Raw genomic sequence first — 20,440 nt, 5'->3', positions numbered from 1 at the left:
CACCAGTGAAGTGAGGAACGCCGATGGATCTCGACCTCGACCTCGCCCGCAAGGCCCTCGCCGCGCAGCCGTTCAGCCGCCTGCTGGACGCGCGGATCACCGCGTTCGGCGACGGCGCGGCCACCCTCGAACTCGACATCCGGGACGAGCTGCGCCAGCAGAACGGCTTCGTGCACGGCGGCGTCCTGTCGTATGCGGCCGACAACACGCTGACCTTCGCCGCGGGCTCGGTCGCCGGCGCGAACCTGGTCACGGCGGGCTTCACCATCGACTACCTGAAGCCCGCCGTCGGCGAGACGCTGCGCGCGCGTGCCGAGGTCGTCCGCGCCGGCCGCACCCGCGTCATCTGCCGCTGCGACATCACGACCCTGGACGCGTCGGGCACCGAAACCCTCTGCGCCGTCGCCCAAGGCTCCATCGCCATCGCGACCGCCGGCTAGCCAAAGCCGGCCGCTAGTTGTCGCGGGAGCGCGGGGTGTCGTAGCGGGAGCGGCGGCGGGCGATCTCGGGGTCCAGGGCCTCGACGATCGACCACAGGCCGGCGATGCGCGCCGCGACCTCCTCGGGGGTGAGCGCGTCGGTAGCGGCGTCCGCGAGATCGTCGATCGCGTCGGCCAGCCGGTCGATGCCCTCGCCCTCGGGTGAACACATGTTCGAATAGTAGCGAGTGGGACCCCGGGGACGGGTGAGCCTGACGCTATGTCCGCAACGTCGAACGCGTCACGTTGCGGGGGCGTCCTCCCGGGCCCGCCGGACGGCCCCGGTCACCAGCCACCGGTCGCCCCGCGCCCGCGCGCCCAGCGTGACCATCCGCGTCACCATCCACAGGCCGATCGCGCACCACAGCCCGACCAGGCTCCAGCCTGCCCAGTACGAGGTCAGAGCGGCGGGCAGGAAGACGATCGTGGCGACCAGCGTCGTCCACGCCAGGTACGCCCCGTCGCCCGCGCCGATCAGGATGCCGTCCAGCACGAACACCACGCCCGCGACCGGCTGGAGCAGCGCCACGATCAGCAGCGACGCCAGCAGCAGATGCCGGACGTCCGGATCGGCCGTGAACAACGACGGCAGCCACGGCCGGACGGCCACGATCCCCAGCCCGAACACCACGCCAGAGCCCACGCCCCACACGACCATGCGCCGCGTCACCGCGCGCACACGAGCAACGTCCGCCGCGCCGAGGTACCGTCCAGTGATGGCCTGACCGGCGATGGCGAGAGCGTCCAGCGCGAACGCCAGCAGGGACCAGATCTGGAAACCGACCTGATACGCCGCGATTTCAGCATCACCCATACGCGCGGCAACCGACGTCCCCACGATGAGGACGATCCGCAAGGCCGCCGTCCGTACCAGCAAGGACGCCCCTGCGGACGCGGCCGTCCGTAGACCCGCCACATCCGGACGCACGCCCGCCCCATGGCGTCGTGCCGCCCGCACCACCACGACCACGTAGACGGCCGCGCTGCCCGTCTGGGCGATGACCGTCCCCCAAGCGGACCCGGCGATGCCCCAACCGAACCCGAGTACGAACACGGCGTTCAGGAGCAGATTCAGCGAGAAGCCGCCCAACGACACGAAAAGCGGTGTGCGGGTGTCCTGCAGGCCACGCAGGACGCCTGTCCCAGCGAGCACCACCAGCATCGACGGGACGCCGAACAGGCTGATCGCCATGTACGTGCGCGCGTACGGGTCCACCTGCTGGGACGCCCCGAAGACGTCCACCAGCCACGGAACCAATGGCAGGCCCACCACGACCAGCACGACCCCGATGACGAGCGCGAGCCACATGCCGTCCACGCCCTGCCGGATACCGGCGCGCACGTTCCCCGCACCGATCTGCCGCGCGACCCCCGCCGTCGTCCCGTACGCCAGGAAGACCGACAGGTAGACCAGCGTGTTCAGCAGCTGGCTCGCCACGCCGAGGCCGCCCAGCGGCGCGGTGCCGAGCGTCCCCACGATGGCCGAGTCCGACAGCAGGAACAGCGGCTCGGCGACCAGCGCGCCGAACGCCGGCACGGCCAGCCGCAGGATCTCGCGGTCCTGCTTCCGGGTTGCGCTCATGGGCCTCGTCACACGAAGAATGGGTAATCGACGTTCACTGTACTCCCCTTACTTCGGGCGAGTTGCCCGACTTTCTTTCCCACACACCCGGTGGACAGTATTTCCGCAGGTCAGTGCGGGCTCGCGGGAAAGCTCCCGAAGTTGTCCCCAGGGTTGTCCACAGGTCGTGCACAACCCGCACGGCGTGTCTGCACAGGGACTCCACAATCCCGTCCACAGATCCTTTTGGCGCCCGGCCCGGCCGCGGAGAGAATGTCGGAGCCCTGGGATAGATGTGGGCTGGACGGACGGCGAAGGCGGACGGGGCCGCCGGCGCCCGAGGTGAGGGGGGTGTGCCCGGGATGAGCGTCTCCGAACTCGAGCCCGGCGACCGGGAGTTCGAGCGGACACCGCCGCACGACATCGCGGCCGAGCAGGGTGTGCTCGGCGGCATGCTGCTGTCCCAGGACGCGATCGCCGAGGTGATCGAGGTCCTGCGCACGGCCGACTTCTACCGCCCGGCCCACCAGATCATCTTCGACGCCGTGCTCGACCTCTACGGCCGCGGCGACCCCGCCGACGCCGTCACCATCGCGGGCGAGCTCACCAAGCGCGGCGAGATCGGGCGCGTCGGCGGCGCGCCCTACCTGCACACCCTCATCTCCTCGGTGCCCACCGCCGCCAACGCCGGCTACTACGCCCGGATCGTCCGCGAGCGCTCGGTCCTGCGCAAGCTCGTCGAGACCGGCACCCGCATCGTCCAGATGGGCTACAACGCCGACGGCGCCGACGCCGACGAGATCCTCGACCGCGCCCAGGCCGAGGTCTTCGCCATCGCCGACAAGCGGTCCGGCGAGGACTACGTCCCGCTCTCGGAGATCATGCCCGGCGCCCTCGACGAGATCGAGGCCATCGGCAGCCGCGGCGGCCAGATGGTCGGCGTCCCCACCGGCTTCGCCGACCTCGACGCCCTCACCAACGGCCTCCACCCCGGCCAGATGATCGTCGTCGCAGCCCGCCCCGCCATGGGAAAGGCACTGGCGCTGCCCACCCCGATCCCGACCCCCTCCGGCTGGACGACGATGGGCGCTCTCGCGGTCGGCGACGAGGTCTTCGACGCCGACGGGCAGCCCACCCGCGTCGTCGCCGCCACCGAGGTCATGCACGGCCGTCCCTGCTACGAGGTCGAGTTCTCCGACGGCGAGATCATCATCGCCGACGCCGAGCACCAGTGGCGCACGTCCGTGTCAGGCGAGACGGCCGTCCGCACCACCGCCCAGATCGCCGCCACCCTCGCCGAGACCCACGTCATCGACGGCCCGCAGGACCGCGTCACCAAGATCGTGGACGTCCGGCCGGTTCCGAGCGTGCCCGTCCGCTGCATCCAGGTGGACAACGCCGACCACATGTACCTGGCCGGCCGCTCATCCATCCCGACGCACAACTCGACCCTCGCGCTCGACTTCGCCCGCGCGGCGTCCATCAAGCACGGGCTGACCTCGGCGTTCTTCAGCCTGGAAATGGGCCGCAACGAGATCACGATGCGCCTCCTCTCCGCTGAGGCCCGCGTCGCGCTGCACGCCATGCGCTCCGGCACCATGCAGGACGAGGACTGGACGCGCCTCGCCCGCCGGATGAGCGAGGTCGCCGAGGCCCCCCTGTTCATCGACGACTCCCCGAACATGTCGATGATGGAGATCCGCGCCAAGGCCCGCCGCCTCAAGCAGCAGCACGACCTGCGCCTGGTCGTCATCGACTACCTCCAGCTGATGACCTCCGGAAAGCGCGTCGAAAGCCGCCAGGTAGAGGTCTCCGAATTCTCCCGGTCCCTCAAGCTCCTGGCGAAGGAACTCCAGGTCCCGGTCATCGCCCTCTCCCAGCTGAACCGAGGCCCCGAACAACGCACCGACAAAAAACCCATGGTCTCCGACCTGCGCGAATCCGGCAGCATCGAGCAGGATGCGGACATGGTGATTCTGCTGCATCGTGAAGATGCTTATGAGAAGGAATCGCCTCGGGCGGGGGAGGCGGACCTGATCGTGGCCAAGCACCGTAATGGTCCGACGGCTACGGTGACCGTGGCTTTCCAGGGGCACTACAGCCGGTTTGTCGATATGGCTCAGTAGTGGTGCTCGGGGTTTGGCCCTTCCGGTAGTCCGGGGTGCCGCGGGTGGTCAAGGGGCGGGCAAGGTCTGGGTGGGGCGGGGTTCTCTGAGGAGCGGCGGGGGAAGGGGTGCGGGGAGCCCTGGGGCTTGGGCTCGGTGCTCGTTCGCGCGATCGGAAGGCCGTCATGTCGATTCTGACCCGTCCGCACCAGATGCCGGTGCGGATCGCTACCGGGGCGTTCATCCTGAACTCGGGGTTGGGCAAGCTCCGCAACACCGACGAGATGGCGGAGGGCATCCACGGCACCGCCAAGACCGCCTACCCGTTCCTGGAGAGCTGGGAGCCGGTGAAGTTCACCCGGACGCTGGGCGCGGCCGAGGTCGCGGTCGGGGCGACGCTGCTCGCGCCGATCGTGCCGTCGCTCCTGGCGGGGGCGGCGCTGACGGGGTTCTCGGCGGGGCTGCTCGGGCTGTACCTGAAGATCCCGGGGATGCGCGAGGAGGGCAGCCTGCGGCCGACGCAGCAGGGCATCCCGTTGGCGAAGGACTCCTGGATGCTGGGCATCGGGCTCAGCCTGATCATGGAGTCGCTGGGCGGCCGGAAGCGCTGCCGCCGCCACCGGTCCTGAGCGCGCGCCCGGGCGCGGGCGCGGTTAGGGTCGGCGTCCATGGAACTGCGGCAGCTCCGGTACTTCGTGGCGGTGGCCGAGGAGGGTGGCTTCACGCGGGCGGCCGAGCGGCTGCACGTCGCGCAGCCGGGGATCAGCGCGCAGGTCAGGCAGCTGGAGCGGGAGTTCGGGCAGGAGCTCTTCGATCGCTCCGGACGGTCGGTGAAGCTGACCGAGGCGGGCGAGGCGGTGCTGCCGTACGCGCGGGCGGCGCTGTGGGCGGCGGACGGCGCGCGCCTCGCGGTGGACGAGCTGACCGGGCTGATCCGCGGCCGCGTGGCGGTCGGGACCGTCACGTCCATGCCGTCCGCCCTGGTGCCGGACCTGCTCGCCGGGCTGCACTGCGACCATCCCGGCGTGGAGATCACGCTGTCCGAGGGCAACTCGGCGGATCTTCTGCGCGACTTCTGGAGGGACGGCTCGACCTGGCGTTCGTCGGCCTCGCGGGTGACCCGCCGGACGGTATCGCCGTCCAGACCTACGTCTCGGAGCGGCTCGTGGTGGCCGTCGCGCCGTCCGACGAGCTGGCCGGACGCAGCCGTGTGAGGTTGTCCGAGCTGCGGGAGCGGCGGCTGATGAGCCTGCCGCGCGGCACCGGCATCCGCGCGATCGTTGAATCGGGGTGCGTGGCGGCGGGGTTCGAGCCGACCGTGGCGTTCGAGGCCGCCGACCCGCTGGTGCTGCTGGAGCTGGCCACGCGCGGCCTCGGTGTCGCGATCGTGCCCGCGTCGCTGGCGGGTGCGCATCCGGACCTGGTCGAGATGATCGAGATCGACGGGCCCGAGCTGCGCGGGGAGGTCGCGCTCGCCTGGCGCTCCGAAGGCCCGATGAGCCCCGCCGCCCGCGAACTGATCGCCCGCGCCCGCGCCGTCCTCTGACCGCTCGCCCAGCCCCGTGCGGTGCTGTGACCGGTCGCTCGGGCCCGCGCGGTCCTCTGACTGATCGCTCGGGCCCGTGCCGTGCTGTGACTGATCGCCCGGGCCGCGCCGTCCTGTGACCGACCACCCGCGCCCGCGCCGTCCTCTGACCGATTGCCCAGGCCCGCGGCGTCGTGTGACTGATCGCTCGGGCCCGCGTCGTCCGGTGGGTGCGCGGGCTGTTTCCGCGTCGTGGTGTGGGCGCCTGGGCGGGGCGGCGGGCCGCCCCGCCGGGTCGGGCGTCACGCGGCGGCGGGGACCTTGTCGAGGAAGCCGTGGACCTTGGCGATGCGGCCGTCCTCGTCCAGGACCGCGACGTCGAAGCCGACGACCGGGGCCTCGGCGCCCTCGGGGCCGAGCTCCCAGGTGAAGCGGACGATGTCGTGGTGCGCGTCCACCGGGCCGGCCAGGCGGAAGACCAGGCCGGGGAACTGGCCCTGGGCGCCGGCGATCACCGCGTCGATCGCGTCCCGGCCCTCGACGGCCGCGAGCGGGTCGGTGTAGGTGGCGCCCTCGGCCCAGACCTCGTCGATCGCGGCGCGGCGGGCGGCGGGGTCGGTCTCGTTCCAGATGGCGATGTAGCGCTCGATCTGCTGCTGCGCGTTGTTCATGATCTTCCCTTCTCGCCGGGTCCGTCCCGACGTGTTCAACGATGTCGCGGACGGTGTGGAAGATCGATTACCTCCCGGGTCATGACGTCCGCTCCGGTTCGCGGCGGATAGGGTCGGCCCGTCCGGGGAGGGGTGCGGGTGAGCGCTGGAACGATGACGATGGCGGACGCGCGGGCCTGGGCGCGTCCGGTGGAGCGGCGGCGGCGCGTGCGCGCGGCGTGGCCGGGCGGCGGCGCGACCGCGTCGATCGGGCTGGGCGTGCTCGGCGCGCTGTTCTTCTCCTCGTCCTTCATCGCGAACCGGCTGATGGCGGTCGGCGGCGGCGCGTGGGAGTGGACGGCGTCGCTCCGGTTCGCCTACTCGCTGCCGATCTTCCTGGCGATCGTCGCGGTGCGCGGCGCGCGCGCCTCCCGGACCGCGCGCGCCTCCCGGACCGCGCGCCAGAGCGCTGACCTGGGGTTGAGTCCCGTCTTCGGTGCGCTGCGGGCCGCGCCCGGACGCTGGACGCTGTGGAGCACGGTCTGCTTCGGCCTGTTCTACGCGCCGCTGTGCTTCTCGGCCACGACCGCGCCGGGCTGGATGGTCGCGGCGACCTGGCAGGTCACGATCGTGTGCGGGGTCGTCCTCGCGCCGATCCTTTACGGACGCGGGGACGAGCGCGGCAGGGTGCCGATGCGCGGCCTGGCGCTGTCCGGGTTGATCCTCGGCGGGGTGTTCCTGACGCAGCTCGGCGGTGGCGCGTCCGCGCTGACCTGGAAGGCCGCGCTGGGCGTCGTGGCCGTGCTGTTCGGCGCGGTCGCCTACCCGGTCGGCAACCGGCGCGCCATGGAGCTCGCCGGGGACGGCCTGGACACCTTCCAGCGGCTCGCCGCGATGTCCCTCGCCAGCATGCCGTTCTGGCTGGTCATCGCGGTGATCGGCGGGCTCAGGGCAGGGCTGCCGACGGCGGGGCAGCTCGGCGCGACCGCGGTCGTCGCGGTCTTCTCCGGAGTGATCGCCACCTCGCTCTTCTTCGCCGCCACCCACCGCGAGCGCGCGCACCCGATGCGGCTGGCCGCGGTCGAGGCCACGCAGGCCGCCGAGGTGGTCTTCGTCGCCCTGCTGGAGCCGGTGCTCCTGCGCTCGTCCGCGCCCGGAGCGGTCGGCTGGGCCGGTATCGTCGCCATCACGATCGGCGTCATGCTCTACGCGCTCGCCGGCAAGCGCTGACCCCGCCGCGCGTCCTCGCCCGGCCGGCCTCTGACGTTGATGTCGTTTTTCCGCTAGTGGACGGTCCGGTCCTCGGTGATGCTGGAGACATGCACGAGGACACGGAACGGTGCGTGCGGGCCGTCCAGGCGAAGGACGCCCGGTTCGACGGGTGGTTCTTCACCGGGGTGGTGACGACGGGGATCTACTGCCGTCCGAGCTGCCCGGCCGTCCCGCCGAAGGCGCAGAACATGCGGTTCTATCCGAGCGCGGCGGCGGCGCAGCAGGCCGGATTCCGGGCCTGCAAGCGGTGCCGTCCCGACACCAGCCCGGGTTCGCCCGAGTGGAACCACCGCGCGGACGTCGTCGGGCGCGCGATGCGCCTGGTCGCGGACGGCGTGGTCGACCGCGAGGGGGTGCCGGGCCTGGCGACCCGGCTCGGCTACAGCACCCGGCAGATCGAGCGGCAACTGCGCGCCGAGCTGGGCGCGGGTCCGCTGGCGCTGGCGCGGGCGCAGCGCGCGCAGACCGCCCGGTTGCTGATCGAGACGAGCGCCCTGCCCATGTCGGACGTGGCGTTCGCTTCCGGATTCGCGTCGATCAGGGCCTTCAATGACACTATTCGGGAGGTCTTCGCGCAGACTCCTACCGAATTGCGTGATCGAGTGGCCCGCGGGCATCCCACCGCCGTGAACGGCTCGCTGTCGCTGCGGCTGCCGTTCCGCCAGCCGTTCTTCCCGGACAACCTGTTCGGGCACCTCGCCGCGACGGCCGTCCCGGGCGTCGAGGAGTGGCGGGACGGCGCGTACCGGCGGACGCTGCGGCTCCCGCACGGTCCGGGCGTCGTCGCGCTGAAGCCGACGCCGACCTACGTGGCCTGCACGCTCACCCTCACCGATCTGCGCGACCTCACGATCGCGATCAGCCGGTGCCGGTGGATGCTGGACCTCGACGCCGACCCGGTCGCCGTCGACGAGCTGCTCTCCGGCGACGAAGTCCTGGAAACCCTCGTCCGCAAGGCTCCCGGAAGGCGCGTCCCGCGGACGGCCTGCGGAGCGGAGTTCGGCGTCCGGGCCGTCCTGGGGCAGCAGGTGTCCACGGCCGCCGCACGCACCCATGCCGCGCGCCTCGTGCGCGCGCACGGGGAGCAGGTGGACGATCCGGCCGGGGGCCTCACGCATCTGTTCCCGATGCCCGAAGTCCTCGTGGACCTGGACCCGGCGACCCTGGCGTTCCCCGAATCCCGCCGGACGACGCTGAAGACCCTGGTCACGGCCCTGGCGTCCGGAGAGCTGGACCTCAGCGTCGGCGCGGACTGGGACGAGGCCCGGGCGAAACTGTCCGAACTGCCCGGGATCGGCCCGTGGACGATCGAGACCATCGCGATGCGGTCGCTCGGCGACCCGGACGCGTTCGTCGCGAGCGACCTCGGCGTCCGGCACGCGGCGCGGCTGCTCGACCTGCCGACGACGCCGTCCGCGCTCACCAGGCGGGCCGCGGCCTGGCGCCCCTGGCGCTCCTACGCCGTCCAGCACCTCTGGGCGACGGGCGACCACGCCATCAACACCCTTCCCGCATGAAACGAGATCCGCTGTGAACACCCACGTCGTGATCGACAGCCCGGTGGGCCCGCTGACGCTGGTCGCGGACGGTCCCGAACTGGTCGGGCTCTACATGAACCAGCAGCGGCACCGCCCCGAGGACGAGACCTTCGGCGCGCCCGGCGACCCGGAGGACGAGCCGTTCGCGTCCACCGCGTCCCAGCTCGCGGCCTACTTCACCGGCGACCGGCACGAGTTCGACCTGCCGCTGAAGCTGAAGGGCACGCCCTTCCAGCAGCGCGTCTGGGAGGCGCTGACCCGGATCCCCTACGGCGAGACGGTCAGCTACGGCGAGCTGGCCGCCGAGCTGGGCAACCCCAGCGCGTCCCGCGCGGTGGGCCTGGCCAACGGCCGCAACCCGATCGGGATCATCGTCCCGTGCCACCGGGTGGTCGGCTCCACCGGCAGCCTCACCGGCTATGGAGGCGGCATCGAGCGCAAGCGCTTCCTGCTCGACTTCGAGCGCTCGCACCACCCCGCCGAAGAATCCGCCGCCCTCTTCTAACCACCAACCAGCAAAAGGCCCCGCGCCCGAGGGCGTGGGGCCTTCACCTCGTGCGCGCGCGGGGTCAGCGGTGGCGGCGCGTGAACCAGGCGGCGAGGCCGAAGAGGACGCCTCCGGTCATGAACCAGGGTTCGTAGAGGAACGTGGTGAAGCGCTCCTCGGAGCTGAAGTCCGCCGCGTCTCGTGCGCCCGCGATAAGGCCGATCCAGTCCGGGATGCTGGGGAGCGCGTGCACGAGCAGGACCGCCGTCGTGCCCCAGACGGCCCCGGCGAGCGCCCGGCGCGGCAGCCGCCGTCCCCAGGGACGGATGAGCGCGAGCGCCATACCGGCGGCGCCCAGCGAGGCCGGGATGGCGATCACGTCGATGACCAGCAGCGCGGGGGTGCTGTAGATGCTGCGTCCGTCGGGGAGGCCGAGCCGCCCGTCCGCGAGCCAGTACACGTGGACGGCGGAGAACAGCACGCCCCACACCGCCGCCGTGTAGGCGAGCAGGCGTCCGAGCGTCGTCGGGTGGGCGAAGGTGGGGCGGCGGGCCGCGGTGATCTGCATGTGGACGATCCTGCTGCGCGGGCCGCGGTCCGGGCTTCCCCCGCGTCGGCGAACCGGCTCCCCCGAGCGGGGGAGTTCCGCCTGCGTGGCTACGCACAGGGTGTTCTGTCGGTGGGGGTGGTTAGGGTCGGGGAGTCGCCGGATTCGACCAGCGAAGGGGAGGAAACATGGAGTTCCGGGTCGATCGTGGGGCGCTCGCAGACGCCGTGGCCTGGGCCGCCCGCACCCTTCCCGCGCGTCCGGCGCTGCCCGTGCTCGCGGGCCTGCGCCTCGTTGCGGACGCGGACGGCGGCCTCGAACTGGCCGGGTTCGACTACGAGGTGTCCGCGCAGGCCAGGGTGGACGCCGACGTCGCGACGCCCGGTCGCGCGCTGGTCCCGGGACGGCTGCTCGCCGAGATCGTCCGCAGCCTGCCCGCGCAGCCCGTGGAGTTCCTGACCAAGGACGCCGAGCTCGTGCTGCGCTGCGGAAGCGCCGAGTTCGGCCTCCAGACCATGCCCGTCGAGGACTACCCGACCCTTCCCGACGCGCCCGAACGCGCGGGCACGATCGCGGGCGACGCGTTCGCCGCCGCCGTCGCGCAGGTCACCCCCGCCGCCGGACGCGACGACGCCCTGCCCATGCTCACCGGCGTCCGCCTCGACCTCGAAGGCGACACGATGTGGCTGGCCTGCACCGACCGGTACCGCATCGCCGCGCGCGAGCTCACCTGGTCGCCGGACGCGGCCGACTTCCACGCCGGCGTCGTCGTGCCCGCCCGCACGCTCGCCGACACGGCCAAGGCCATCCGCCCGGGCGCGACCGTGTCGCTCGGCCTTTCCGGCGAATCCGACACGCTGATCGGCGTGTCCGGCGGCGACCGCAGCATGACCACGCGCCTGCTGGACGAGCAGTACATCGACTACCGCAAGCGCCTCACCGGCGACTGGACGTCGGTCGCGCGCGTCCGCGTCGCGCCGTTCGTCGAGGCGATCAAGCGCGTCGCGCTGGTGACCGAGCGCAACACGCCCGTCCGGCTCGCGTTCACCGGGTCCGAGGTCAGCATCCGCGCCGCCTCCGGCGACTCGGCGCGCGCGAACGAGTCGCTCGGCGCCGAGCTCGACGGTGAGGACATCGACATCGCCTTCAGCCCGCAGTACCTCCTGGACGGCCTGGCGGGCATCCACTCCGAGCATGCCCGCCTGGAATGCGCCGGTCCGACCAAGGCCGCGCTCCTCACCGGAATTCCGGACGCCGAAAAGGACGGCGACCAGCCCGATCTCGACGGCGACACCGGCTTCCGATACCTGGCGATGCCCGTCCGCCTGACCTCCTGACCAGGGGGTTCAGGCGTCGTTGGGGTGCGCGGTCACGGGCTTCGGGCCCGTGTCCACGGCCGCGGGTTCGTGGGTATGGGTGCCCGCGAGCCAGACGGTCCGGTCACACGAGGACGAGGCCAGCCAGGTGGTGGATTCCGGGCTGGGCGTAACCGTCCAGCGGTGCCCGTCGTAATGCGCCAGCTCGCCGTTGCCCCCGGCTGCCCAGATGTCGTCCCGGGACTGAGCTGTGACCGTGTTCGCCGAGGTCAGAGGCGTTTTCACGCGGCTCCAGCGGTTGCCGTTCCAATGCATGACGGTCTGGTGGCCGACGGCCCAGACGTCATCGGGGGCGGTGGCTGAGACGGCGGCGAGCGGGCCTTTGGCGCGGCCGGGGACGCGGGTCCAGGCTCGTCCGTCGAAGTGGAGGATCAGGGCGTCGCGGTCGGCCGATCCGACCGCCCAGACATCGTCCGGCGCGAGGGCCGCGACGGCGACGAGGCGTCCGCGCGGAATGTCGGGGATGTCGCCGGACGACTCCCACGACGTCCCGTCCCAGCGCAGCACGCGCGGCCCGTGCGGGCTGGCATGGCCGACCGCCCATGCGCAGCCGGACGAGTCGAAGGCCACGTCGTTGAGGACGATGCCGTGCAGCAGGCCGGGCTTGTCCCAGGATGTCCACTCCGATCCCGTCCAATGCCGGATCAGCGCGACATCGACCTGTTCGAGCCGGTCGTACGCGCCCCCGACCGCGATCGGGGCGGGTTCCGGGCCGACGCCGGACGCGATGCCGCGGAGACGCGCGCCCAGCAGCGCGGCGGACGCCAGGGAGGATCCGGACCGATCGGGGAAGATCGTCCAGGACGCGCCGTCCCAGCGCGCGGCAAGCGGCTTCTGGCCGGAGGCGCCCACGACCCAGACGCCGGACGCGGTGGCGGCGATGCCGTACAGCAGGTGCCCCGCGCCGGGCAGCGGCGGCGGGCCGGGTACAGACCCGGACGAAACGGAGGTGCCGGGGGAGAGCGCCATCACCGCGCCGCTCGCTCCGGCGCGGGCCTGGGTGGCGTTCCGGTTCACCGTGTGCGGCCCCTCGTGAAGGTGAGAACGACATCCCCGTCGGAGGGGATCATTGACCGTCCGGGGTGTCTTGACAAGCGTCCCCCACTTCGGAAACGCGCGAGCCGCTTCGGCGTGTTCCGCCGCGTCCGGAGGGTTACAAGTCCTGTACCGCGAGGATGAAGCGCACTGTCTCCGGGGTGTCGTTTCCGTAACCGTGCGTATGGTCGCCCGGGAAGACCGCGGCGGTTCCGGCGGGGACGGGCTGGGCGTGGCCGTCCACATGCAGCGTCAGCGTGCCGGTCTCGACCTGCACGATCTCCTTCGTGCCCGGCTTGTGCGCCTCGCTCTCGCGCAGCTCACCGGGCCGCAGCTCCCAGCGCCACAGCTCCATCGTCGGCCGCGGGTCGGTGCCCGCGAGCAGCGTGCCGGTGCCGCCGGACCCGCCCTCCCACAGCACCACCTGCCGCTCGGGCGGGAACAGCCGGACCGCCGGCCGCTCCGGGACCTGCACCAGCCGGACGAGCGGCACGCCGAGCGCGTCCGCGACCCGGATCAGCGTGCCGAGGTTCGGGTTGCCGCGCGCCGCCTCCAGGTTGACCAGGACACCCTTGCTGACCCCGGCCCGCTCGGCGAGCTCGTCCAGGCTCCAGCCGTGGCCGGAGCGCAGCGTCCGGACGGTCCGCGCGACGGCCCCGCCGACCGCCTCCTGCTCGCTCACCCGATCACTCCTGCCCGCTCATCCGGTCACCCTACGCTCGGTCGATCGAATGGTATACATAGTTCGCTGAAATGACCGAGGGGAGCACCGCCATGCTGGACACGATCACCGTCGACGATGCCGTACGCGCGCTGCGCCCGGACTTCGCCGTGCTCCTCATGTCCGCGGAGGGCCTGGTCAACGGCCCGTCCGACGCCGCGTCCGGGTCCTGGCTGAGCGACGCCGCCGCCAAGGCCGACCCCGGGGACCCGCACGTCGAGTCCTGGCGCGAGGCGTACGCCGCGTTCGGCGCCAAACCCAAGCGGACCCGGCCGTCCGTAGACGCCCTGCTCCGCCGCGCGGACGCCCTGCCCGCCATCAACCGCGTCGTGGACGCCTACAACGCCGTCAGCGTCGAGTACGCCCTCCCGATCGGCGGCGAGGACCTCGACACCTACGAAGGCCCGGCCCGCCTCGTGCGCGCGCGGGGGGACGAGCCCTTCGACGTCATCGCCAACGGCGAGCCCGCCGTCGAGAACCCGGTCGAGGGCGAGGTCGTCTGGCGGGACGACAAGGGCGTGACGTGCCGCCGCTGGAACTGGCGGCAGTGCGTCCGCACGCGCATCACCGAGGACACCAAGAACGCCCTGTTCATCCTGGAACGCCTGGAGCCGTACCCGCTCGACCGCCTGCGCGCCGCCGGGGACGCCCTCGCCGGCCACCTCCGCGCGATCTCCCCGGGAGCCCGGATCGAGACCCGGCTGCTCGGCTGATGATCACGCTCCTCGCGCTGGGCGCCGCGCTGTCCTACGGCGTCGCCGACTTCCTCGGCGGCACGGTCACCCGGCATTCCAGCACGCTGAAAGCCCTGTTCTGGTGCGTCCCGGCCGGGCTCGCGGTGCTGGCCGCCTCCGCCCTGCTCACCGGACGCATCCCCACGGCGACCTCGCTGACCTGGGGATTCGTCGCCGGTCTCGCGGGCGGCGCGGGCCTGATGACCTTCTACCGGGCGCTCGCCCGCGGCCCGATGTCGGTCGTCGCACCCGTCTCGGCCCTCGCGTCCGCGCTGCTGCCGATCGCGGTCGGCGTCGCGCGCGGCGAGCGCCTGGACGCCACCGTCCTCGCCGGCGTCCTGATCTGCCTCGTCGCGATCGCCCTGGTCAGCATGGAGAAGTCGGACGGGCCGTCCGAGCGCTCGGGCAACCCGCTCGACAACGGACCGCTCATGGCGGGCATCTCCGGCATCTGCTTCGGCCTGTTCTTCGTCCTGGTCAAGACCGCCGGGACGTCCGGCGGGCTCTGGCCGCTCGTCGCGGCCCGCGCGGGCAACCTGGCGGTCGTCGCGCTCGCGCTCGCCGTGGTGCTCGCGCGCGGCGGCTCGCCCGGAACGGGCGTTTCGGGCCGCCGCCTGATCGGGCTCGCCGTGCTGTCCGGCGCCCTGGACGCCTCCGCGAACGTCCTCTACTACCTCGCGGTGAACTCCGGACTCCTCAGCCTCGCGGCCGTCCTGACCTCGCTCTACCCGGCGATCACCGTCCTGCTCGCCCGGATCGCCTACAGCGAGCGCCTCCGGACCGTCCAGCGCCTGGGCCTGGCCCTGGCCGCCACAGGCGTGACCCTCGTAACGGTCGGCTGAAACCCGCCGAGTCGGACGCCACGCCCGCCGCCTGACGTCCCGGAAGACCTAGAGTGATCGGCCATGCCGGAAATCTCCACCTACGTGAGTGACACCGCGAGCGCCTACGACGCGATGGCCGTCCGCTATGCCGAGTTCGTTCGCGGCGTCCTCGACGGCCAGCCCCTGGACCGGGCGGTGCTCGCCGCCTTCGCCGACCTCGTCCGCGAGTCCGGCAACACCAGGGCCGTCGAGGCCGGATGCGGGCCCGGCCACATGACCGCCCACCTGCGCGACCTCGGCCTCGACCCGTTCGGCCTGGACATCGCCCCCGCGATGATCGACATCGCCCGCGAGGCCCACCCGGACCTGCGCTTCGACCTCGCCTCCATGGACGCGGTGGACGGCCCGGACGGCTCGCTCGGCGGCGTCCTGTCCTGGTACTCGATGATCCACACACCGCCCGCCGAACTCCCGCCCTACCTGGCCGAGTTCCACCGCGTCCTGGCGCCCGGCGGCCACCTGCTGCTCGGCTTCTTCGAGGCCGAGGGCTCCCAGGTCGTCCCGTACGACCACAAGGTCACCCCCGCCTACCGCTGGCCCATCGACGCCCTCGCCGCCCAGGCCGCCGCGGCCGGCTTCACCGAGGTCTGCCGCGTCCTCCGCGAGCCCCGCCCCGGCGAACGCCACCGCCAGGCCCGCCTCATCCTGACCCGCTCCTGACCCGGGCGGCGGATCCATGTCCTTGACGACCCAAGCGGCCCTCACGCTGCTGCCCGTAACGGCCGGCGCCCTGATCGGGTTCGTGCCTACCTACCTGACCGAACGCCGCCGCGAGCGCGAAACCCTCAAGAAGCGGTGGGACGAGCCGCTCCACCAGCTCTGCTCCGAAACCGCGGTGCGCGTCCGGAAGATCCTGCGCGGCCGCAACGCGGTCAAATACGCGGAAGGCGACCGCGACACCGCGCTCCGCGAGATGGCGGAAGACCTCCACCTGCTGAGCCTGCTCGTCGAGCAGATCAGGCTGCTGGGCAGCAGGGACCTCCAGATAGCGGCCCGCTGGATGCTCCGCCACGCCTACGCCGTCGTGACCGAGACCCGGGACGGCAGCGACCCCAGAGCCGCCGAATACCCGAACCCGCCCTACGAGCGCCTCGTGGAGGCCGTCCAGCAGTTCCGCATCGAGGCCCGCAGGCAACTCCGCGTCGAAACCCCCGAAGACATCGCCCCCGAAGAACCCTGACCCGCCCGCCGAGGCCCCGGACGAGCCCGCCGAGGGCCCGGACGAGCCCGATGAGCAGGCCGGGAAGGGCAACTGAGACTAGAACTGAGCCTAGAAAGCGTTGAGGGCGGCACCCGCGGGGTGCCGCCCTCAGACGTTTGGCCAGGTCATAGGCCATCTAGATGGCGGTGGCGGTGGGATTCGAACCCACGGAAGCTTGCACTTCACACGCTTTCGAGGCGTGCGCCCTCGTCCACTAGGCGACGCCACCGCGGAAGAGCCTACCGGACTCTGCGGGATGCGAAGAACTCGATTAGCGGGACGGCGCACTCGTCGGCGAGGACGCCGACGATCACCTCGGGACGGTGGTTGAGGCGGCGGTCCCGGACGACGTCCCAGAGGGAGCCGACCGCGCCCGCCTTCTCGTCGATCGCGCCGTAGACGATCCGGTCCAGCCGGGCCTGGACGGCCGCGCCCGCGCACATCGTGCACGGCTCCAGCGTCACCACCAGCGTGCAGCCGGTCAGGCGCCACGAGCCCAGCGCGGACGCGGCCTGGCGCATCGCGACGATCTCGGCATGACCGGTCGGGTCGCCGGTCAGCTCGCGGTCGTTGTGGCCGCGCCCGATCACGCGTCCGTCCGGGTCGAGGACGAGGGCGCCTACCGGAATGTCTTCCGCCTGAGCTGCGAGACGGGCCTCATCCAGGGCGAGGCGCATGGCCGGCTCGTACTCGCGAGCGGCGTCGTCGGTGGCCGGGACGCCGAACTCCACCCGGGCGCCGGACGCGTCGTCCTCAGTCACGGAGGCGGTCGAACTCCTCGCCGAAACCCGCGCGCTCGGCGACCGCCATCAGCGCGTCGCCGGGCAGGGAGCGCTCGCCCAGCTCGGAGAGCTGCTCGCCGTCGACGCCGAGATCGCCCAGCAGTGCGGCGTCGCCGGACGGGTCGCCGTCCGGGGCCTCCCCGACGAGCGGCTGGAACAGGCCCGCGAGCCGGTCGTCGCGGACGGCGGACACGTACGCGCGCGGCTCGCCGTCACCGTCCAGCCGGACGATCGCGAACCAGTCGTCCTCGCGCTCGACCAGCAGGACCACCGAGTCCCCGTAGGACTCGACGGCGGCCTCGCGCATCTGGTCGGCGATGTCGTCGACGCTCTCGGCCTCCGCGAGCTCGGCCTCGGTTCCCACCCAGCCCTGCGGCGTCCGGGCGAAGACGGCGGCGAAATACGACACGTTCTCATTGTGGACCACGAGGATCCGCCGGTCACACCCCGCACCGGACGAGTTCACCGGAACCTCTGGCAGCCGCCCCCCGAAAGCCACCCAACCCTGCCCAGCCGGCCTCCGAACCGCATACCTCTGAGCGGCACGGGCCGGACGGGCTCGGGGCGCGTAGGAAAGGGGGGCGTGGGCGTGGTTTGGAGGGGCGCGGGGGGATGGCGGGTGGGGGTGCTTGGCCTGGGGGCGGGGAGTGGCGGACGGGGGTCAGGCGACGGTGTCTAGGGCTCGTTCGAAGGCGATGGCGAAGCCGAGGCGGCCGGCGATGCTGAGGAGCATCTCGTCCGGGTAGAGCTCCAGGTCGCCGGAGATCGCGCCCAGCTCCATCTCGTCCAGGCCGAGGTCGGCGAAGATCGACATGTCGCCTACCGGGAGCACCTGGTCGAGCTCCTCGTCCTCCGGGACGGGGATGTCGAGGTACTCCAGGACCTGCTGCGCGAGCGGCCAGTCCACCGAGGCGGTGACGTCCGACAGGAAGACCATGTCGTCCTCGCCCAGCAGCCGGATCGCCACGAAGAAGTCGTCGCCGACCGAGACGAGCCCGATGGTGCCGCCGAGGCTCGGCTGCTGGCGGAGGGCATGGATCAGCCCCTCAAGGTCGCCGGTCAGCGCGACCGGGAGGACCTCCGCCTCCCAGCTCGCGTCCTCGCGGTACACCACGACGGCGAAATCCGCCGCGTCCACATCCGTCATGTCCACCCCACCCGGCGCGCGTGTCCTGCGAGGACGGAGGCACGGGGCCCCTCCCTCGCGAACCCCGCCGCCGTACCGGGCGGGGTGCCACGGCGTCCCTTCCGGACACCGCGCCGTCCGAATCTACTCGATCCGGCCCCGCCGGGAGTCTCGGATGGGCAGCAGGCCCGTCCAGCGGGGACGACCGAGCGCCCGGCGGCGCCTCCGCGGCCCCGCCGGGGTTCGCTTTCCACCACTTCGACCAGGGATGACGCCGCTAGGCGGCAAAGGTCAAGGGAGGAACCGGAACGTCCGGTGCCGCAGCGCGGCGTGGATCTGCTTGCGCCGCGCCCGATGCGGTGTCACCCGTTCCCGCAGCTCACGGGCCTCGGCGAGCTCCCGCAGGAACCGGGCCCGGCGGCGCAGCCGCTCCCGGGACTCTTCCGGCGTGAGATTCAGCACCCCCGCCTCCTGAAGTCTCGTCGCGTCGTCCTCCGTACAGCCTTCCTCAACGGGACCGCCGCCCGGCGGCATTCCCCGGCCGTCGTCCGCGCCGGCTCCCGCCGAAGCCGGGCGCGCCGCCGTCGCCCCCAGGACGCGCCCGGACTCCGCGCGCTCCGCGCCGAGCCCCCGCTCCCGTCGAGCCGTTCTCCTCGCCACGAGGTCAGCCTCCCTCGTGACCGCCGGATCAGATGTGCCCCCCGACTCAGACCAGGCACCCGAAAGCGCCGCCGTCTCGCCGTCCACCGTGGTCCTCCTCTCGGAACCGGACTGCGACCCGACCCCACTGCCCGACATCCGAACGCGTGGGCCGACCCCGGCCCACCGGCGTCCTGACGTGCCCAGCACCCCGTCTCCCGCCGAACTACCCGCGTCGGCACGCCCCATGCGTCCCGTACGGCCATCTTCGCCTGCCTTTGCCCGGCCCTGGAGCCCGGCCGACACCACCTTCCTGAAAGATCCGACTCCTCCCTTCCGCCGGTCCTCCCACCTCGCTCGGCGACCTGGGCCGAACGAACCGGGTCCCGGGCCGCCCGCGAGGTTTAGCCGCAGGCCGGGCGGGATCTGATCAGGCCTCCGAGGTCGGCTACCGTGAGCACATGCAGACCCTTGCCGTCGACCACCCGCTCGTCGCCCACAAGCTGACCACGCTGCGGGACGTGCGCACCGACTCGCCCACCTTCCGCCGCCTGGCGGACGAGCTGGTGACCCTCCTCGCCTACGAGGCGACCCGGGACGTGCGGGTGACCGATGTCACCGTTCAGACGCCGGTGGCCGAGGCCCACGGCGTCCAGCTGGCCAGCCCGAAGCCGCTGGTCGTGCCGATCCTGCGGGCGGGCCTGGGCATGCTGGACGGCATGACCCGGCTGCTGCCCACCGCCGAGGTCGGCTTCCTCGGGATGATCCGCGACGAGGGCTCCCTCCAGGCCCAGACCTACGCCACCCGCCTGCCGGACGACCTGTCCGGCCGGCAGTGCTACGTCCTCGACCCGATGCTGGCCACCGGCGGCACGCTCGCCGCCGCGATCAAGCTGCTGCTCGACCGCGGCGCCCGCGACGTCACGGCGCTCTGCCTGCTCGCCGCCCCCGAGGGCCTGAAGTACCTCGAAGAGGACTTCGCCGGCACGGACGCCCCGATCCGCGTCGTCACCGCGGCCATCGACGACCACCTCAACGAGCACGGCTTCATCATCCCGGGCCTCGGCGACGCCGGAGACCGCCTCTACGGCGTCGTCTGACCCGCCTCACGTCCGCCGATCCCCGGTCCCAGGTCGGGCTGGCCGCGCGGGCTTCCGGGGTTGGGCTGTCCGCGCGGGCTCCTTGGGGTGCGCTGACCACGTGGGCTTCCGGGGTGCTGTCTGCGCGGGTTCCCGGGGCTGCGCTGGCCGCGGGCTCGTCCGGCTGCTCTCATGTGGCCTTCTTCGGATTCTGCTGGCATTCGGTCTCCTTCGGTTGCGTGGCGTCCTTCTGGTGGCCGGGGCGGGACGTCTGGCGATCTTGGTTCGGGGGGCGTTCACGGTGGGTAGTACCCGGTTTACGGAACGTCGGCTGGCGTTCCTCTCCGCCGCTCCGGCATTCGGGGACGGTTCAGGACCGGGGCGGGGGGAGCGAGCTTGGGGGAAGCGTCATGGCTCAGCGACCGGACTCCGAACCTCACTACGGCGAGATCGGCGAGCGGCTGGCCCGCGAGTTCTCGGGCGTGCACGACGGACGGACCGTGGAGCGGTGCGTGACCGCGGCCCGGTACGGCGCGCTCGAAGTGACCGGGGCCGCCCCGGCCGATCTGGTGGAGCGCGTCGCCCGCAAGCACCTTCAGGTGCTGGCCGTCGTCGCCGCGGAGAAGCGGCGCCGATCACCGCGTACCTCACTGGGGAACACCCCCTGACCCTTCCGTCTCCGTCGTCCCTCACCCCACA

23 protein-coding genes, 1 tRNA gene and 1 pseudogene are annotated in these 20,440 nt (G+C 72.3%); 14 read left to right on the top strand and 11 right to left on the bottom strand.

Annotated elements, in window-relative coordinates:
* The first annotated feature begins 23 nt into the window (after positions 1–23).
* On the top strand, positions 24–440 hold the full coding sequence (locus FHU30_RS28960) for a PaaI family thioesterase (RefSeq protein ID WP_253880034.1): 417 nt from the start codon (positions 24–26) through the stop codon (positions 438–440).
* Between the two features lie 13 nt (positions 441–453).
* On the opposite strand, the gene FHU30_RS28955 is transcribed toward FHU30_RS28960, so the two are convergent.
* Complete coding sequence (locus tag FHU30_RS28955) at positions 454–651, bottom strand: hypothetical protein (RefSeq protein WP_253880032.1); 198 nt, start codon at positions 649–651, stop codon at positions 454–456.
* A gap of 69 nt (positions 652–720) precedes the next feature.
* Entirely contained in the window at positions 721–2,061 is a 1,341-nt protein-coding gene (locus FHU30_RS28950; RefSeq protein ID WP_253880030.1) for an MATE family efflux transporter, read from the bottom strand.
* Positions 2,062–2,402: 341 nt separating this feature from the next.
* On the opposite strand from FHU30_RS28950, the gene dnaB reads away from it, so the two are divergent.
* The 3 genes and pseudogenes from dnaB to FHU30_RS47735 all read left to right on the top strand — a co-directional run bounded on the left by dnaB (position 2,403) and on the right by FHU30_RS47735 (position 5,691).
* Positions 2,403–4,166 carry a replicative DNA helicase gene (gene dnaB, locus FHU30_RS28945; protein WP_253880028.1) on the top strand — a complete coding sequence of 588 codons (1,764 nt, stop codon included), beginning with the start codon at positions 2,403–2,405 and terminating at the stop codon, positions 4,164–4,166.
* Positions 4,167–4,330: 164 nt separating this feature from the next.
* Positions 4,331–4,774: a hypothetical protein gene (locus tag FHU30_RS28940; protein WP_253880026.1), complete on the top strand. Its 444-nt coding sequence runs from the start codon at positions 4,331–4,333 to the stop codon at positions 4,772–4,774.
* A 39-nt stretch (positions 4,775–4,813) separates the two neighbouring features.
* Positions 4,814–5,691 (top strand): annotated as a pseudogene (locus tag FHU30_RS47735) (LysR family transcriptional regulator).
* Positions 5,692–5,972: 281 nt separating this feature from the next.
* Here FHU30_RS47735 and FHU30_RS28925 read toward each other — a convergent pair.
* Positions 5,973–6,341: a nuclear transport factor 2 family protein gene (locus FHU30_RS28925; RefSeq protein ID WP_253880024.1), complete on the bottom strand. Its 369-nt coding sequence runs from the start codon at positions 6,339–6,341 to the stop codon at positions 5,973–5,975.
* Positions 6,342–6,479: 138 nt separating this feature from the next.
* Here FHU30_RS28925 and FHU30_RS28920 point away from each other — a divergent pair, with 138 nt between their 5' ends.
* From FHU30_RS28920 to FHU30_RS28910, 3 genes are all read left to right on the top strand, one after another.
* Positions 6,480–7,550 (top strand): DMT family transporter, encoded by a 1,071-nt coding sequence (locus FHU30_RS28920; RefSeq protein ID WP_253880022.1) that lies wholly within the window; start codon positions 6,480–6,482, stop codon positions 7,548–7,550.
* Positions 7,551–7,639: 89 nt separating this feature from the next.
* Positions 7,640–9,109 (top strand): DNA-3-methyladenine glycosylase 2 family protein, encoded by a 1,470-nt coding sequence (locus FHU30_RS28915; RefSeq protein WP_253880020.1) that lies wholly within the window; start codon positions 7,640–7,642, stop codon positions 9,107–9,109.
* Between the two features lie 13 nt (positions 9,110–9,122).
* Positions 9,123–9,635 (top strand): methylated-DNA--[protein]-cysteine S-methyltransferase, encoded by a 513-nt coding sequence (locus tag FHU30_RS28910; protein WP_253880018.1) that lies wholly within the window; start codon positions 9,123–9,125, stop codon positions 9,633–9,635.
* Between the two features lie 64 nt (positions 9,636–9,699).
* Here the strand turns inward: FHU30_RS28910 and FHU30_RS28905 are convergent, their stop codons facing one another.
* Complete coding sequence (locus tag FHU30_RS28905; RefSeq protein ID WP_253880017.1) at positions 9,700–10,185, bottom strand: DUF3995 domain-containing protein; 486 nt, start codon at positions 10,183–10,185, stop codon at positions 9,700–9,702.
* Positions 10,186–10,352: 167 nt separating this feature from the next.
* On the opposite strand from FHU30_RS28905, the gene dnaN reads away from it, so the two are divergent.
* Positions 10,353–11,501: a DNA polymerase III subunit beta gene (gene dnaN, locus FHU30_RS28900; protein ID WP_253880014.1), complete on the top strand. Its 1,149-nt coding sequence runs from the start codon at positions 10,353–10,355 to the stop codon at positions 11,499–11,501.
* 9 nt (positions 11,502–11,510) lie between these two features.
* Here the strand turns inward: dnaN and FHU30_RS28895 are convergent, their stop codons facing one another.
* Both FHU30_RS28895 and FHU30_RS47280 read right to left on the bottom strand, forming a co-directional pair.
* Positions 11,511–12,557, bottom strand: coding sequence for a beta propeller repeat protein (locus FHU30_RS28895; RefSeq protein WP_253880012.1), 1,047 nt, complete (start codon positions 12,555–12,557; stop codon positions 11,511–11,513).
* A 136-nt stretch (positions 12,558–12,693) separates the two neighbouring features.
* Complete coding sequence (locus FHU30_RS47280) at positions 12,694–13,257, bottom strand: helix-turn-helix domain-containing protein (protein WP_253880010.1); 564 nt, start codon at positions 13,255–13,257, stop codon at positions 12,694–12,696.
* A 71-nt stretch (positions 13,258–13,328) separates the two neighbouring features.
* On the opposite strand from FHU30_RS47280, the gene FHU30_RS28885 reads away from it, so the two are divergent.
* The 4 genes from FHU30_RS28885 (at position 13,329) to FHU30_RS28870 (ending at position 16,094) form a co-directional block, all read left to right on the top strand.
* The gene (locus tag FHU30_RS28885; RefSeq protein WP_253880009.1) at positions 13,329–14,009 is read left to right on the top strand and encodes a B3/B4 domain-containing protein; all 681 of its coding nucleotides are present in this window, start codon (positions 13,329–13,331) and stop codon (positions 14,007–14,009) included.
* Positions 14,009–14,872 carry a DMT family transporter gene (locus FHU30_RS28880; RefSeq protein WP_253880008.1) on the top strand — a complete coding sequence of 288 codons (864 nt, stop codon included), beginning with the start codon at positions 14,009–14,011 and terminating at the stop codon, positions 14,870–14,872. The genes FHU30_RS28885 and FHU30_RS28880 overlap by 1 nt, the downstream gene beginning before the upstream one ends.
* A gap of 63 nt (positions 14,873–14,935) precedes the next feature.
* Positions 14,936–15,574, top strand: coding sequence for a class I SAM-dependent DNA methyltransferase (locus FHU30_RS28875; protein ID WP_253880007.1), 639 nt, complete (start codon positions 14,936–14,938; stop codon positions 15,572–15,574).
* A gap of 22 nt (positions 15,575–15,596) precedes the next feature.
* The gene (locus FHU30_RS28870) at positions 15,597–16,094 is read left to right on the top strand and encodes a hypothetical protein (protein WP_253880006.1); all 498 of its coding nucleotides are present in this window, start codon (positions 15,597–15,599) and stop codon (positions 16,092–16,094) included.
* Positions 16,095–16,256: 162 nt separating this feature from the next.
* Here FHU30_RS28870 and FHU30_RS28865 read toward each other — a convergent pair.
* From FHU30_RS28865 to FHU30_RS28845, 5 genes are all read right to left on the bottom strand, one after another.
* A tRNA-Ser gene (locus tag FHU30_RS28865) sits at positions 16,257–16,344 on the bottom strand.
* 10 nt (positions 16,345–16,354) lie between these two features.
* Positions 16,355–16,792 carry a tRNA adenosine(34) deaminase TadA gene (gene tadA / locus FHU30_RS28860; RefSeq protein ID WP_253880360.1) on the bottom strand — a complete coding sequence of 146 codons (438 nt, stop codon included), beginning with the start codon at positions 16,790–16,792 and terminating at the stop codon, positions 16,355–16,357.
* Between the two features lie 76 nt (positions 16,793–16,868).
* Entirely contained in the window at positions 16,869–17,306 is a 438-nt protein-coding gene (locus tag FHU30_RS28855; RefSeq protein ID WP_253880005.1) for a tRNA adenosine deaminase-associated protein, read from the bottom strand.
* A 252-nt stretch (positions 17,307–17,558) separates the two neighbouring features.
* Positions 17,559–18,044 (bottom strand): tRNA adenosine deaminase-associated protein, encoded by a 486-nt coding sequence (locus FHU30_RS28850; RefSeq protein ID WP_253880004.1) that lies wholly within the window; start codon positions 18,042–18,044, stop codon positions 17,559–17,561.
* 270 nt (positions 18,045–18,314) lie between these two features.
* Positions 18,315–18,485, bottom strand: coding sequence for a hypothetical protein (locus FHU30_RS28845; protein WP_253880003.1), 171 nt, complete (start codon positions 18,483–18,485; stop codon positions 18,315–18,317).
* A gap of 638 nt (positions 18,486–19,123) precedes the next feature.
* On the opposite strand from FHU30_RS28845, the gene upp reads away from it, so the two are divergent.
* Complete coding sequence (gene upp, locus FHU30_RS28840; RefSeq protein WP_253880002.1) at positions 19,124–19,762, top strand: uracil phosphoribosyltransferase; 639 nt, start codon at positions 19,124–19,126, stop codon at positions 19,760–19,762.
* 389 nt (positions 19,763–20,151) lie between these two features.
* Positions 20,152–20,409 carry a hypothetical protein gene (locus FHU30_RS28835; RefSeq protein WP_253880001.1) on the top strand — a complete coding sequence of 86 codons (258 nt, stop codon included), beginning with the start codon at positions 20,152–20,154 and terminating at the stop codon, positions 20,407–20,409.
* Positions 20,410–20,440 lie beyond the last annotated feature (31 nt).

The organism is Actinomadura rupiterrae (assembly GCF_024172125.1).
GTDB lineage: Bacteria > Actinomycetota > Actinomycetes > Streptosporangiales > Streptosporangiaceae > Spirillospora > Spirillospora rupiterrae.
This window is presented reverse-complemented; position numbering and strand designations above follow the sequence as displayed.